The organism is Yersinia enterocolitica (assembly GCA_002082245.2).
In the GTDB taxonomy this organism is placed as follows: domain Bacteria; phylum Pseudomonadota; class Gammaproteobacteria; order Enterobacterales; family Enterobacteriaceae; genus Yersinia; species Yersinia enterocolitica_E.
On the sequence record NBTC02000001.1, the window covers coordinates 15,949 to 30,351 of the forward strand.

The following is a 14,403-nucleotide window of genomic DNA, read 5'->3' on the forward strand; positions in this document are numbered from 1 at the left end:
TCAAACCGGTATTTATTTTAATCAATCGTCAACTTCGCACTGACTGAGCGAATGAAACTCATGGTCCTGTCACTCTATTTTGCCTCTGACCTAAGGAAAAAAAGGGATCCAACTTCCTAACCATGAACGCAGCCTGAAGATGGCGACGGGCGATCCAGGGTTTCAGCGCGTCGGCATAATACTGGATATGGTCGATAACAAATCCTGTACGTGTCAGTGTTCGGCGAATAATGGGCAGAAAGTCGACCAGAAAGGCGGTAGCATTAGCCACTACAGCGGTATTTGGGGTGTGCTCCCAATTTTGGATCCAGCAGTGCTCAGGAGGCTGAAGTAGCCCTTTGTGTACGCTGCCATGGTAGGTACCAATGGCTAACGCCATCCAGCGCTCCAATTCGCGCAGCGTCAATACAGCCTGCTGTCCTGAAGGGTATTCGCCCCGCTGTCGGGGGTTTGAAAATGTGGTACCCGGTAAGTCATCGTGGACCATCTGCATTGCGGTACCAATGACTCTCTCGACAATGCCACCGTAGTGCGGTCGGGCTGGCGGGCGATAGCTGAGTTGGATCCCATGCTGTTGACATCCGCGGCGCAGTGCATCGCTTTTGAACTCTGCGGCATTATCCAGATATAACAGTACGGGTTTGCCGCGCATCACCCAGTCCATTTCCACCCCGAGGCGCTCCAGCCACGGACGCTTATCGCTGACTGCGTGCGCCAGACAAAGCCCCACAGAAACGGAGGACGGGGCTTCCAGCGTGACAACCATACCCAAAATAGCACGGGAAAAAACATCAATGGCTATCGTCAGATAAGGTCGACCGATAGGGGAACGGTCACGTTCATCAACAATGATGAGATCAATCACAGTATGATCGATTTGCACCTGTTCCAGGATATGGGTTATGACTGGTGGAGTACCGCCGGCACCCTGTAACTCGCGAGTGGCATTGATGCCTTCTCGGCGTCGGGAAACGATCACAGGATCTTGTCGGGAAATACGCAGGGCAACCGTGTTATACGCCGGTACGGGCAGTTTTTGGATTTTACACGCCATCTCGATGTCGCGGTAGCAGGCGGAAAGACTGCGTTTTTGCTTGGTCAAAAAGCGCTTTTGCAGCAGGTCATGGATAAGTCGTTCGACGTTTTCTGATAAGCGTCCCTTACCTTTGCCTCCTGACGATTGTCCCGGAGCCAAATCTGTTATCAGGCCCGTTCCTTGCCGGACACGTTGGATCAAAACATAAACTTGCCGCCGGGATAGATTGAGTTCTCTGGCGGCCTCATCCACGGCCTGATGACCGACGATGTCAAGAGCGGCCAGAGGAGCGATATACCGCATCCTGACGCGTGCCAGCTCCCAGTCCGTCTCTGATAAGGTGAAAACGCCAGATTCGGCAATACGTGTTTTTGTGACCCCCATACCCACCCCTTATGGTCGTGCACAGGAGCATTAAGTATAGTTGTTTTTCGTGCATATGATTTCAGATCAAAAACTGTCAGCAGTCATATGCACAAAGGCTCCCGATGCCAGCAAACTGGTGCAGGCGTCCTCTGAAAATGACAGGCATTAGGGTATACATAAATGTCATATGCTTCGAGCAGGATGAAATTTGTATATATCTTTGTATTGCTACTTTTAGTGAAAAACTAACTGGCACATCAAAATGGATAGACTTATAATGAATGTAAGATTATGTCTTACATGAGGTGCTTATGGCCAGGACAATGACAGTAGATGTTGGTGAGGAACTTCGCGACTTCATCGATTCGCTGGTTAGCGCGGGTGATTATAGAACTCAAAGCGAAGTGCTCCGTGATGCTTTGCGTTTATTGCGTGAAAAGCAGGCTGAGTCCCATTTGCAATCATTACGGGACTTGTTGGCCGAAGGTGTAAGTAGTGGCACTCCAGAAACATGGAGTAAAGATGTATTCCTACAGCGAGTAAAGGAAAGGGTTAATCTGAATGAAAGAGATTAATCTGACACCGAAAGCAATTGATGATTTGGAAAATATTTGGCTTTATGGTCAGGTACAATTTGGTGTAACCAAGGCGGATGAATATGTCGCTCGCTTTTCTGAAATATTTGATATTTTGGCCAGACATGAAATTGGCACACAACGACCTGAGTTAGGTGAAAATATTTTTTCACTCCCTATAGAGAAACATTTGATTTTTTTCGTTCCTTCAGAGTCTTATATCACTGTAATTCGTATTCTTAATCAATCACAAGATGTAAATCGTCACATTTCCTGGCGATAGAACTTTAGCCTAGGTACATGGGTAGGACTATGCCCTGCCTTCTTATGGTCAAAAACCAAGCCAACCAATACCGCCAGCTACAGAAACGTCATATCAAGCCCGTTCTTGGCAACATCTACATTGAAATGTAGTGAGCCCTTACTCTGAAAAATCTCTCAGATTTCACGTAGCATGATCGATATTCATGTACATGCTCTTATTCTGATATGGAGATCTGCAAATAAAAATAAAATTCAGTTTATTTTAGAGTAAAAAGCTTACATTACAGCCTGTATGTAACATTATTGTTTATATTCTTAAATGCTACATATTGAGGTGTTTTGTGTCTGTAAATACTAAACAAATCTATAGAGTGGCTGAGCGCTCTGAACACATGCTCACTCTTCTGACCAAACAGATTAAAGAACAAAAGGAAGAGCTGGAAGAAACGACTTATTTCCAGACTTATGCCAAGGCTGCTGTTGCCAAATTACCTAAATTGACTCGCGCAAGTGTTGACTATGCTGTCACCGAAATGGAAGAGCAAGGTTACACATTTTTGAAGAAACCGGCTGGTACATCTATAAAATATGCAATGTCACTGCAAAATATTATAGATATTTATCACCATCGCGGTGTTCCTAAATACCGTGATCGCCACGATGAAGCCTTCACGATTTTTGTTGGTAATTTGAAAGGTGGCGTATCGAAAACAGTTAGTTCTGTTTCACTTGCTCATGGATTACGTGCCCACCCTCACCTACTTTATGAAGATTTAAGAATTCTTGTTATCGACCTTGACCCTCAATCTTCAGCTACAATGTTTCTAAATCACTCTCGTTCTATTGGGGCTGTAGATACAACCTCTGCTCAGGCAATGCTACAGAATGTATCCCGCGAAGAACTTCTGTCTGAATTTGTCATTTCTTCTATTGTGCCGGGTGTTGATGTTATCCCTGCTTCTATTGAAGATGCATTTATTGCATCGCAATGGAAAGAGCTGTGTTCCGAACATCTACCTGGACAGAATATCTATACTGTTCTTAAAGAGAACATTATTGATAAACTCAATAATGATTATGACTTTATTTTTATCGATAGTGGCCCACATCTCGATGCTTTCCTGAGTAATGCTATTGCTGCATCGAACTTGCTTATGACGCCGATCCCCCCTGCCCAGGTCGATTTCCACTCCACCTTAAAGTATCTCACTCGTCTTCCTGAACTTATTGAGATGATAGAAAAATCAGGGGCTAAGTATCCCCTTCAGGGCAATATAGGATTTATGTCTAAATTGCAGAATAAAGCTGACCACAAACTTTGTCATAGCCTGGCCAAAGAGATATTTGGGGGGGATATGTTGGATGTGGCCCTACCCCGCCTTGATGGTTTTGAACGATGTGGCGAATCTTTTGATACGGTTATTTCCGCCAACCCCTCGACCTATGTTGGCAGCAGTGAAGCCTTAAAAAATGCTCGTGCTGCGGCGGAAGATTTTGCTAAAGCTGTATTCGATCGCATCGAATTTATTCGGATGAACTGAGGTAATCCATGACAAAAAAACGCCCAACCATCGGCCGGACATTTAGTGGTTCCCCTTTGTCCAATGTATCAACTGATAATTATCGTCAGATTTTTACTCTTGCCTCAGGGAAAAAAGCTGTCTTCATGTTTGAAACTATTCCAGCAGAAGATATTGCTGAACGTTCATTTGTATCTCTAGCCACAAATGGTAGAGATCAAGCAGGTGTTACAGAGGAGTCACTTCAGGACATTATCAGGACCATTCGTTTTCAACAGTTTTTCCCGGCAATTGGACGTATAATTGACGAAAAAATTGAAATTCTCGACGGGTCACGTCGCAGAGCTGCCGCATTGATTTGCCATGTCGATCTCAATGTGCTGGTTACTCAGGACGATATTGATATGGATGATGCAAGAAAACTTGCCGCTGATATTCAAACTGCAAAAGAACATAATTTACGTGAGATTGGATTGAGACTTTTACTTCTCCGCGATTCAGGCATGAACCAAAAGGAGATAGCCCAATCGGAACGCCTATCTCCTGCGAAAGTTACTCGAGCTATTCAGGCCGCATCGGTACCTGAGATAATGTTAGAACTTTTCCCTGTTCAATATGAACTAACCTATCCAGATTATAAATTATTGCTCGATATTGATGAACAATTACGGCTGCGTAGTCTCGAACTAGAAGTATTCGTTGATTCGGTTAGGACGCAAATAGAAAAAATCCCTAATGCTAATAAACTGGTCTCTGATGAACTGAAAAATGAAATAATAAAGTCGTTTCGACATGTTTTAGACGGGATTTTAGCTAAACCTGAAAAACAGGCTGTTGTTATTGAAAAATTATGGGACTTTGAAGAAAAAGATAAATACGCTCGAAAACGTATAAAGGGACGCGCTTTTAGCTATGAATTCAGCCGGTTGCCAAAAGAGTTGCAGGTAGAACTTGACCGACTTATTTTGCACACAATGAAGAAACATTTATCACAGTAATTTTATTTATTCAGTGGCGATTTAAGCCTGAAATCGCCACTGAAATCAGTACTGTAATCTGCTTGATTTATTATCCACTCATAAAAATTCGCCATCAAATAAAATTCATTAATCAATTGTTTTATATTGATATTTTGTTTTTATTATAGGGTGAAATCGCCAGTAACTTAGTGAGGTTTCTCTATTGAAAGTAGGTGAATTAGCAATGGCGAACTTTTATTGTTATGGCTCGAAATATTATCCGCCTTTTCTCCTTTCATCAAATTTAGTTAAATAAAGAAAGTTAGCCACTGCAGATTTTGACAACAGACGTTTGTCGTATCTTTTTTACTGCATATTAAGCACTATTACACTTCTCCTGATGCACTTGAATGACTCTATGCGTTGAATGTTTGGACCTAAGCGAAACGAAATTTGATCATACTCGATGAGTTTCGGTAGTTAGTTTCATAGCTGTACTTTTGGTAAATCTCCCCAGCGGGTTGTATAAGCAGGGGAGAGCATTTCCCGTTTCATCTTCCAGCCCTTATCAATACCTTGTCCCGCAAACCACACCTTCCCAATCCCTTCTCGGTTTATGCGGTCGATAAGGCACTGTTGCAAATAGCCCGTTAGGGTCAACGTTCCCTTAGGCTAAAAAACCTTAGAGGCTGAAAACGTAGCTCACCAGACGCACTTCGCCCTGAGGATGACCATAATACCAAGGTTCAGCCTGACCTTTACGCAACGCGCGCATCACCTCTATACCCTTGATCGCGGCATAAGCCGTTTTCATGGATTTGAAGCCTAACATCGAATTGATTATCCGCTTCAGTTTACCGTGATCACATTCAATCACGTTGTTGAGGTATTTCACCTGACGGTGCACCACGTCTGGCGGGCATTTGCCTTCCCGTTTCAATAACGCGAGCGCTCTGCCAGGCACTGTTGCAAAAATCTTGTGATGATAAGCTAAAGCACCATTTCGGCTGAAGGAGTAGCGTATGACCCCATTCAAAGGTCGGCATTTTCAGAGTGAAATCATCCTCTGGGCTGTTCGCTGGTATTGTAAATACGGCATCAGCTACCGCGAACTCCAGGAAATGCTCGCTGAACGGGGCGTCAATGTTGACCACACCACGATTTATCGTTGGGTACAGCGCTACGCACCTGAAATGGAAAAGCGCCTGCGATGGTACTGGCGTCATCCGACCGACCTGCTTCCCTGGCATCTGGATGAAACCTACGTCAAAATCGGCGGCAAATGGGCTTACCTGTACCGGGCCGTCGACAGCCACGGTAGAACGATTGATTTTTATCTTTCCTCTCGCCGTAATGCCCAAGCGGCTTATCGATTTTTGAAGAAGATATTAGGTAACTTACGGGATTGGGAACAGCCACGACGGATTATTACAGATAAAGCACCCACCTATGGCAGAGCGCTCGCGTTATTGAAACGGGAAGGCAAATGCCCGCCAGACGTGGTGCACCGTCAGGTGAAATACCTCAACAACGTGATTGAATGTGATCACGGTAAACTGAAGCGGATAATCAATCCGATGTTAGGCTTCAAATCCATGAAAACGGCTTATGCCGCGATCAAGGGTATAGAGGTGATGCGCGCGTTGCGTAAAGGTCAGGCTGAACCTTGGTATTATGGTCATCCTCAGGGCGAAGTGCGTCTGGTGAGCTACGTTTTCAGCCTCTAAGGTTTTTTAGCCTAAGGGAACGTTGACCCTAACGGGCTATTTGCAACAGTGCCCAAATAGTTGGGATGTGTTCATCTTGATGCAAGCAACGATAAATTTCATTAACGTCGCAATAAGCGAATTATGATATTGGAAAGCCCCTCCCTTTGATTCAATACAATTGATCATCAGTTTTATTTAGTGTGACCCATCCGAAAAAAAAAAGGGGTTATTATGCCAGTTATCACTTCAAGATCCGACGCCTTTATTATGGCGAAAAATTATCTAATTGCTTCACAAACTGAACCTCCTCGGGAACTCACCCGATTACGGGGTATCGCTGAGGTCTTAAAGTATATCTTATCCTTTGGCATTGTTGACGCTGGCGAGAAGCGTTATCAGGCGTGCCTGCAGTCGCTGGTCAGCGGATTGAGGAAATATCCAACAGAAACAGAGGTGTTCTCCTACCAGCGGGGGGACCCAAATGCATCACTGAATTTTAAATTTTGTGTGGCCGACGGTTCTGGCTTTTCCCAGAGAGTTAGTGTGAAACTTAGTCACAATGAAGAGGGACAGCAAATTCTGACCGTGGAAGCACCCGATAGTGGTGAAGCCTCATATACTATAGCATTGGATGCAGGAGCGGATATTTCTCGTTTATTGCAAATGTTTTTGGGGGCTCAGCTGAGAACCTCGGCTAATTTGAATCTGAACGGTTTAAACCTGATGGGTGTCCCCCTTCCTATGGACCTGAAAAAAGAGACAAGTTTTGCGGGGACCTTGGTGGATAGCAATCAGGTGAGGCACATTGTAAGTCTTATCCAAAATGGAAAGCTTTGTCAGACAGCGCTTTGCGGTGCAGTATTTCCAGAGAACCTCTCCATATGTGACTTACGTTTTAATGGGGTACTTCTGGATGAGAAGCAGGTGGACTGTATTCTTCAGGCCGCTGAAAAGGGACAAGCTGACCCAAAAGCGCTTTGCAGTGCTAAGTTTCGAGGAGCGAATCTGATTGGTATAGTCCTTCCTGATAACTTGGAAGGTATAACTTTTAAGGACGCCATTTTGAGTGACCAACAGATGTTGGATATACTCAAAACCATTGAGCAGGGGCGGGCTGAGGAGACTGCTCTTGAGGGGTTTGCCCTAAGCCCTCAGGTTTTAAACCACATTCAATTATATCACACTACCGCTCTTACCTCCACTGAAGATGAAAGTTCAACAGTTAGATTCGGGCCTATAACTACATTCGATAATATCGTATCACATGCTAATGAGGATCATCGAAATTTGTTTAAAGTTGAGTATAATACCGATGAAGGTACAATTAGTTTTCTTATGGGAGAGGATAAGTTAAAAACGTCAGATATGGCAGATGTTATTAGTGCAATAACCATAGATGGTAAGAATTTCTTGGAAAATTATGGTGATATCTTAAGGGCGCACCATTATAAAAATAATCCTTCAATTGCCACAAAAACACCCACACCCGGCAGCACACCTAGAATAAAAGCTGAGGGGGCTGATGAATTGAATAAATATTGTATTCCTTTTTATAATGACCACCCCGAATTGGTTAAATTCCTGAACAATTGCAAAGCATACAAATATAGTGCTCTTGATACGATTGGAGACAAATTCAAATTCCCACGAGATGGTGTTGATGATACCTCAAAACTCGCAAAAATGGAGTATTATTTTACTTCAATATATAATCACTTAAATATTTTTAATAAAGCTACGGATCCTACTTTTATCGATGAAGAGTAAGACAGATTGACTAGGTGCTGACTAAATGTGGCTCTGTCGCATCAACGGAGAGAAGATGAAAGAATGGGGGTGGCCAACAGATAAAATTGTTCCGCTGGTGACAACGCGGCACCAGCGGGATGATCAAGTTGTCCTTTGCGCATCATGTGCACTAACTCAATGCTTGCCAATATCGTCTGCGCTCGCCGAAATGAGCTGAACCCCAGCATCAGCCTTATTCGTCGTTTGATATTGCGGTGAACCTGCTCGTAAGCGTTGGGCGGACTCATATTGTTAGCTCATTTCTGTTATCACATTCTAGCCTCAGCTAAGGCAATAAACCTGAGGTGAACTATGACAATACGGTATTCGGTAATCCCCCCATTTTTAATGGAGGATAAAACATTATCCCGCCTGCAGCGGGAGCTAAGACTCTGTTAGAGAGTGACTTTCTTCAGCCATCGTAGCTCGCTATACTCCCGTGTATGCACATACCTCGACCGGCAAAACTCCTCTTCCAGATTGATGATGGTTGGGGTCAGTTACTCGCTAAACACGGCAACGTCGTCCCCGAATGGACCAAACTGGTCATTGAGCGGATGCTCGCCTGCGGGACCGGTGCCATGGGCGTTCGCCGCTATTGTTGCGCTGCTGCCCACTGTTCTCACACCAAATACTTCTGCCAAAGTTGTAAAAGCAAAGGCTGCAGCGCCTGTGGCATGAAAGCCACCGAGCAATGGATTGCTGAGCAACAACATATTCTGCCCGACTGCGAATGGCAGCACATCACCTTCACCCTGCCCGATAAACTCTGGCCCGCCTTTGCCAACAACTGGCCCCTGCTCAATAAACTCTTCGCTTGTGCCGCCAATACTCTGCTGAAATGGGCCAAAAAGCTCGATATCGAAATAGGCTTGTTTGTAGCACTGCATACCTACGGCCGCCAGCTCAATCAGTATCCGCACATTCATCTGTCCGTCACTCGCGGAGGTTTGTGCCTTAAACACGGTGTCTGGCGGCCGGTTTACTTCAAAAAGAAAATCGTTGAGCGCTATTGGCGTCAGGTCGTCATCACCCTGTTGCGGGAAAGCTACGCCTCGCTCAATTTACCTGCCGCCGGCTATCAACTCATCCGGGACTACCGGGAATGGTGCCAGTTTCTTGAGGCGCAGTTTCAGCGGCGCTGGAAAATCCACTTTGCTAAAAAGACCCAACATGCCCGGCAAAAACGTCAATTACCTCGGTCGCTATCTGAAACGGCCGCCGATAGCGGCCTCAAAACTGCGTCATTACACCGGCTGAGCCGTTGTTCATCATTACTATGACCACCAGACTCAGCAACACCGCACGCAACGACTCAGCCAGGAAGAGATGCTGTGGCGCTATATCAGCCATATCCCGTCACGCCATTTTAAGATGGTCAGGTATTACGGTTTTCTGGCCAACCGCAAACGGGGTGAGTTATTGCCGAGGGTTTATACCGCCCTGGGGATTGAAATGAAGGCAAAACCACAGAAACCGGGCTTTGCGTCACTGATGAAACAATTTACCAATGTGGATCCTTACCAGTGCGTGTTGTGTGGTAGTCGGATGGTTTTTAACAGTGCGGCAGGCGGTATCCGGGCAGAAGAGTTGTTGGCACGACGTAGGCAGGAGTTCAAAACAGAGCGATGGTTGCGGCAGGCGGCATAGGGAAGATCTGCCTGAAATTTGGATTGGGCATCAAAATGGGGGTTATTTTAACCAATCGTCAACGTCGCGCTGCCTGAGCTGACGAAACTCATGCCCTATCACCCTCTTTTGCCTCTGACCTAAGGGAAAAGAAGGGATCCAACTAATGAGATGGTCACTCCCTCCTTTCAAGCACTATGCTGAGAACAGGTATTCATCCGGAGAACCGTCATGGAAAATATTACGCTCATTGGTATCGACCTGGGTAAAAACTCTTTCCACATCCACTGTCAGGATCGCCACGGAAAAGCTGTTTTCCGTAAAAAGTTTACCAGACAAAAAATGTTTGAATTTCTGGCAACATGCCCTGCAACGACCATCGTGATGGAAGCCTGTGGTGGTGCCCATTTCATGGTCCGCAAACTATCTGAACTGGGGCATACACCAAAGCTCATATCACCCCAATTTGTTCGTCCGTTCGTCAAAACGAATAAAAATGACTTCGTTGATGCGGAGGCTATCTGTGAAGCAGAATCCCGGCCATCAATGCGGTTTGTTCAACCCAGAACAGTAGCCCGCCTGCGGCGGGAGCGGCGCTGCTGTGCAGCTTCGGGGATGTTCATGACCTGAGCGCCGATTTATACTCTGCTCTATGTTAATTTCCCCAGGTACTCATCCACATGGCTCGCAATAAATCCTCCAGAAAGCGTAAACCCGCTAAATCAGGCTACACCGCGTCAGGAACAGCCATCCCTCGCCCCCGTTATCCGAAGCGTTTTCTGGTCTCTACTCCGCCTCAAGGCGATTTTGGCGACGTCGCCGAGTTTTTCTATGATACCCCGGAGGAGACCATCCAGCACTGCGTGCGACTTGGCCCTCAGTTTTTCCTCGACACGCTGCCTTACCCACCGCTCGTCAATATTATCCGTGGATTTGAATCATCCACCGACAACACTGCAATTATAGAGTCCTTGCTGGCTGATGATTTTATCGTCGCCACAGAGCTCGGCATGGTACAAGTCTCCTTTGACCCATGGGACAAACACACCGACAACTGGGCTGACAGACCGGACGAACACGACTGCGACTGCGACTGCGGGCAGTGTGAGTGTCCTCTCTTTTATTTCACCCGCAATATCACAGGGTAAATTACCGCCGCATGTATATTCCCCGTCCGGCGAAACTGCTCTTCCAACACGACGAGGGCTGGAACCGCTTTCTCGACAAACACGGTGACACTCTCACTGATTGGACCCAACTCTCCGTCGAGCGCATGCTCGCCTGCGGCACCTGTGCCATGGGCGTTCGACGCTACTGCTGTGCCTCGCCGGACTGCACCCACTCACGTTTTTTCTGTCAGAGCTGCAAGTCTAAAGCCTGCAGTTCATGCGGAATGAAAGCAACCGAGCAGTGGATTGCCGAGCAGCAACACATCCTGCCCGACTGCGTCTGGCAACACATCACTTTTACTATGCCCCACCTGCTCTGGCCTTTTTTCAACAATAGCTGGCCCCTGCTCAATGACCTGTTTAGCTGTGCCACCCGCGCCATGCTCCGCTGGGCCCGCAAACAGGGTATCGAGGTCGGCATTTTCTGCGCCCTGCACACCTATGGCCGCCAGCTCAATCAGCATCCCCACATCCATGTCTCCGTGACCCGGGGTGGCCTCGATGTCAAAAATGACGTATGGCGCGCCCTGTTTTTTAAGAAGAAGGAAGTGGAGAAAATCTGGCGCGGGGCGGTTATTGGTCTGCTGCGCGAAAGCTACGACCGTATCAAACCCGGCAGCCTGCCGGGGCTGGGCCACATTCGCGATGAAACTCAGTGGCGACGCTATCTGAAGGCCCAGTACGGGCGTTACTGGAAAGTCCACTTCGCGAAGAAAACCCGGGGGGCCTGGCACAGCGTCAAATACCTGGGGCGTTATCTGAAGCGTCCGCCGGTAGCCGCCTCTCAGCTGCGACACTACAGCGGCGGTGCTGTGGTCCATCATTACCACGATCATCGTACGCAGCAATACAAACGCCAAACGCTGACGCAGGAAGAGATGATCGGGCGCTATATCAGCCACATTCCGGCGCGTCATTTTAAAATGGTGCGCTACTACGGTTTTTTATCCAACCGCAAGCGGGGCCTGCTGCTGCCAAAAGTGTATGAGGCCCTGAAGATGGAGGCGCGTAAAAAACCAGAGAAGCCGGGATTCGCGGTACTGATGAAGGGTTTCCTGGGCACGGATCCGTACCAATGTATCCTGTGCGGTGACCGTCTGCGTTTTGCCGGCGCGCAGACGGGGTTTCACACAACAGAATTACTGTCGGAGAGGCTGCATAAAATGGAGCAGAAACGATGGCTTCGGACGCCATCTTTGGATCAGTGTGCCTGAAATTTGAGTTTTAGATTAAAAATCCGGCGAAACTGCCATTTTTACACATTAAATAGCTTAGGCCCACGTCATTCGGGGATCTAAATCGCCACGATCCATGGTCAGGCGTTCTTGAAAGATGCGATTGAGTTTCCTAACCCAGAACGGAGTCTCAGCAGGCAATGCACGCCTTGCATCGGGTAAGAGAATCGCTTGTTAGGGATAAGGTGAAAACCTCCAATCAGATGCATGCTTTTTTACGGGAGTTTGGTGTCAGCGCCCCAAAAGGCCCTGCGTTGATAACAAATTTTGCAGAAATTCTGGAGACAAACAAATTTCCGCCCTACCTTGCAAGATTACTGCAGAAGCTGCGTGAGCATTATGGTTATCTCCTTGAACAAATTAAAGATCTGGAAACTCAACTGAAGGTATCTCTTGACGCAGATAGTACAGGCCAGCGCTTACTGACCATTCCCTGTGTCGGCCCTCTGACCGCAAGTCTACTTTCCACTCAACTGGGCGACGGAAAACAATACGGTAGCAGCCGGGATTTTGCAGCTTCAACGGGTCTGGTGCCACGTCAGTACAGTACCGGGGGACGAACCACCCTGCTGGGTATCAGCAAACGGGGTAATAAAAAGCTACGGGCATTGCTGGTACAGTGCGCCAGAGTATTCCTGCGAACACTGGAACATCGGTCGGGCAAGCTTGCCGACTGGGTCAGAGAATTATTGCTACGGAAAAATAATTTCATTGTGACCTGCGCTCCATGAACTTTAGGTTTACAATATTTCGTTGACGAAATATTCTTATAACCAAATACACACTAACTGACATTGATACAACAGTCTCAATATTGAAATATTAATATAGTTTAAGTCTTAGAAACGTTGTTTAAAGAGCCTAAGCCAATAATATTATATTTCGTCAACGAAATTTATGTAATCAAGCGACCCTGTAAATAATTCTGTGTAACTGCCACCGTATTAAAGGTGATCGCTCAGGCGGTCACCGAACTCGATAATAAAACGGCTCATCGCCAGCCGCCAGTTCTGGATCGGCATACTCCATTTTTTCGACGCATCCTTGATCGCCAGATAAATAACTTTTCGTACCGAGTCGTCTGTCGGGAACACCTTGCGCTTCTTGATGGCTGCGCGGATCACGCTGTTTAGTGACTCGATGGCATTCGTTGTGTAGATGGCCTTGCGGATATCGGGTGGATAGCCGAAGAACGTATTGAGATTTTCCCAGTGTGCACGCCAGCTTTTGCTGATTTGCGGGTATTTGTCGTCCCAGGCAACCGCGAAGTTATCCAGTGCCATCAGCGCCGCCTCTTCTGTCGGAGCCTGATATACCGTTTTCAGCCCGCCGGTGACGGCTTTGTAATCCTTCCACGAGACATATTTCAGGCTGTTGCGCACCATATGAATGATGCACAGCTGGATGTGAGTCTGCGGATACACGCTGTTTATCGCATCCGGGAAGCCCTTCAGTCCGTCCACGCAGGCAATCAGGATATCCTGAAGCCCCCGGTTTTTAAGCTCTGTCAGCACACTGAGCCAGAACTTCCCCCCTTCATTTTCTGCCAGCCACATGCCCAGCAGTTCTTTCTGGCCTTCTGTATTAATGCCCAGAGCAAGGAAGACGGCTTTGTTAATCACGCAGCCACCCTGGCGAACCTTCACCACAATACAGTCAAGATAAACAATGGGATACAGTGCATCCAGAGGTCTATTTTGCCACTCTGTCACCTGTTCTTTAACTGCATCGGTGACTTTAGATATCAGCGTGGGCGACACATCAGCATCGTACATCTCTTTGAAGGTGGCGACGATTTCACGGGTGGTCATGCCTTTGGCGTACAGGGATAAAATCTGACTGTCCATCTGCGTGATACGCGTCTGATTTTTCTTTATCAGTTGAGGCTCGAAGGTGTTTTCTCGGTCGCGAGGCGTGTTCAGTTCGATTTCACCGTCGTCGCACAACAACGTTTTGGATGAATAGCCGTTGCGGGTATTCGAGCCTGCTTTCGGGGCATTTTTCTCATGCCCCAGATGGTCAGTCAGCTCGGCATTGAGCGCCGTTTCGACGGTTAACTTCGTCAGCATGCGGGAAAATGCATTGAGGTCGGCTTCGGTTTTAAGGCCTTTAGCCAGTTCAGCCGCGAAGGCCTTGAGTTTCTTTTCGTCCAT

10 protein-coding genes and 7 pseudogenes are annotated in these 14,403 nt (G+C 46.9%); 12 read left to right on the top strand and 5 right to left on the bottom strand.

What is annotated here, in order from left to right:
• Positions 1–112: 112 nt before the first annotated feature.
• Positions 113–1,420: pseudogene (locus A6J66_000075) on the bottom strand (transposase).
• A 293-nt stretch (positions 1,421–1,713) separates the two neighbouring features.
• On the opposite strand from A6J66_000075, the gene A6J66_000080 reads away from it, so the two are divergent.
• The 4 genes from A6J66_000080 (at position 1,714) to A6J66_000095 (ending at position 4,759) form a co-directional block, all read left to right on the top strand.
• Positions 1,714–1,977, top strand: a complete 264-nt coding sequence (locus tag A6J66_000080; GenBank protein PNM27155.1) for a type II toxin-antitoxin system ParD family antitoxin — start codon at positions 1,714–1,716, stop codon at positions 1,975–1,977.
• The gene (locus A6J66_000085) at positions 1,964–2,260 is read left to right on the top strand and encodes a type II toxin-antitoxin system RelE/ParE family toxin (protein ID PNM27156.1); all 297 of its coding nucleotides are present in this window, start codon (positions 1,964–1,966) and stop codon (positions 2,258–2,260) included. The genes A6J66_000080 and A6J66_000085 overlap by 14 nt, the downstream gene beginning before the upstream one ends.
• Before the next feature lie 322 nt (positions 2,261–2,582).
• A complete protein-coding gene (locus A6J66_000090) occupies positions 2,583–3,782 on the top strand; it encodes a ParA family protein (GenBank protein ID PNM27157.1) in 1,200 nt (399 codons plus the stop codon).
• 8 nt (positions 3,783–3,790) lie between these two features.
• Positions 3,791–4,759 carry a chromosome partitioning protein ParB gene (locus tag A6J66_000095; GenBank protein PNM27158.1) on the top strand — a complete coding sequence of 323 codons (969 nt, stop codon included), beginning with the start codon at positions 3,791–3,793 and terminating at the stop codon, positions 4,757–4,759.
• A gap of 447 nt (positions 4,760–5,206) precedes the next feature.
• On the opposite strand, the gene A6J66_000100 is transcribed toward A6J66_000095, so the two are convergent.
• Both A6J66_000100 and A6J66_000105 read right to left on the bottom strand, forming a co-directional pair.
• Positions 5,207–5,380: a DUF4113 domain-containing protein gene (locus tag A6J66_000100; GenBank protein ID PNM27159.1), complete on the bottom strand. Its 174-nt coding sequence runs from the start codon at positions 5,378–5,380 to the stop codon at positions 5,207–5,209.
• Positions 5,381–5,402: 22 nt separating this feature from the next.
• Positions 5,403–5,678 (bottom strand): annotated as a pseudogene (locus A6J66_000105) (IS6 family transposase).
• A gap of 64 nt (positions 5,679–5,742) precedes the next feature.
• On the opposite strand from A6J66_000105, the gene A6J66_000110 reads away from it, so the two are divergent.
• Together A6J66_000110 and A6J66_000115 are read left to right on the top strand one after the other, a co-directional pair.
• Positions 5,743–6,447, top strand: a complete 705-nt coding sequence (locus tag A6J66_000110; GenBank protein ID PNM27160.1) for a DDE domain-containing protein — start codon at positions 5,743–5,745, stop codon at positions 6,445–6,447.
• Positions 6,448–6,660: 213 nt separating this feature from the next.
• Positions 6,661–8,196 carry a hypothetical protein gene (locus A6J66_000115; protein PNM27161.1) on the top strand — a complete coding sequence of 512 codons (1,536 nt, stop codon included), beginning with the start codon at positions 6,661–6,663 and terminating at the stop codon, positions 8,194–8,196.
• Between the two features lie 41 nt (positions 8,197–8,237).
• Here A6J66_000115 and A6J66_000120 read toward each other — a convergent pair.
• A pseudogene (locus tag A6J66_000120) lies at positions 8,238–8,444 on the bottom strand (hypothetical protein).
• Positions 8,445–8,660: 216 nt separating this feature from the next.
• Between A6J66_000120 and A6J66_000125 the strand changes: the two are divergent.
• The 6 genes and pseudogenes from A6J66_000125 (at position 8,661) to A6J66_000150 (ending at position 13,232) form a co-directional block, all read left to right on the top strand.
• Positions 8,661–9,867: pseudogene (locus A6J66_000125) on the top strand (IS91 family transposase).
• Positions 9,868–10,077: 210 nt separating this feature from the next.
• Positions 10,078–10,422, top strand: a pseudogene (locus A6J66_000130) (IS110 family transposase).
• Between the two features lie 203 nt (positions 10,423–10,625).
• A complete protein-coding gene (locus tag A6J66_000135) occupies positions 10,626–10,994 on the top strand; it encodes a hypothetical protein (protein ID PNM27322.1) in 369 nt (122 codons plus the stop codon).
• Between the two features lie 11 nt (positions 10,995–11,005).
• Positions 11,006–12,229, top strand: coding sequence for an IS91 family transposase (locus A6J66_000140; protein PNM27162.1), 1,224 nt, complete (start codon positions 11,006–11,008; stop codon positions 12,227–12,229).
• A 137-nt stretch (positions 12,230–12,366) separates the two neighbouring features.
• Positions 12,367–12,981 (top strand): annotated as a pseudogene (locus A6J66_000145) (IS110 family transposase).
• 155 nt (positions 12,982–13,136) lie between these two features.
• A pseudogene (locus A6J66_000150) lies at positions 13,137–13,232 on the top strand (formyltetrahydrofolate deformylase).
• On the opposite strand, the gene A6J66_000155 reads toward A6J66_000150, so the two are convergent.
• Positions 13,195–14,403: an IS256 family transposase gene (locus A6J66_000155; GenBank protein ID PNM27163.1), complete on the bottom strand. Its 1,209-nt coding sequence runs from the start codon at positions 14,401–14,403 to the stop codon at positions 13,195–13,197. The pseudogene A6J66_000150 and the gene A6J66_000155 sit on opposite strands and share 38 nt — an antisense overlap.

Bases quoted from the DNA above. Each gene is read 5' to 3' on its own strand.
- A6J66_000110 (PNM27160.1), top strand. From the start codon at position 5,743: ATGACCCCATTCAAAGGTCGGCATTTTCAGAGTGAAATCATCCTCTGG.
- A6J66_000115 (PNM27161.1), top strand. From the start codon at position 6,661: ATGCCAGTTATCACTTCAAGATCCGACGCCTTTATTATGGCGAAAAAT.
- A6J66_000085 (PNM27156.1), top strand. From the start codon at position 1,964: ATGAAAGAGATTAATCTGACACCGAAAGCAATTGATGATTTGGAAAAT.
- A6J66_000140 (PNM27162.1), top strand. From the start codon at position 11,006: ATGTATATTCCCCGTCCGGCGAAACTGCTCTTCCAACACGACGAGGGC.
- A6J66_000095 (PNM27158.1), top strand. From the start codon at position 3,791: ATGACAAAAAAACGCCCAACCATCGGCCGGACATTTAGTGGTTCCCCT.
- A6J66_000080 (PNM27155.1), top strand. From the start codon at position 1,714: ATGGCCAGGACAATGACAGTAGATGTTGGTGAGGAACTTCGCGACTTC.
- A6J66_000155 (PNM27163.1), bottom strand. From the start codon at position 14,403: ATGGACGAAAAGAAACTCAAGGCCTTCGCGGCTGAACTGGCTAAAGGC.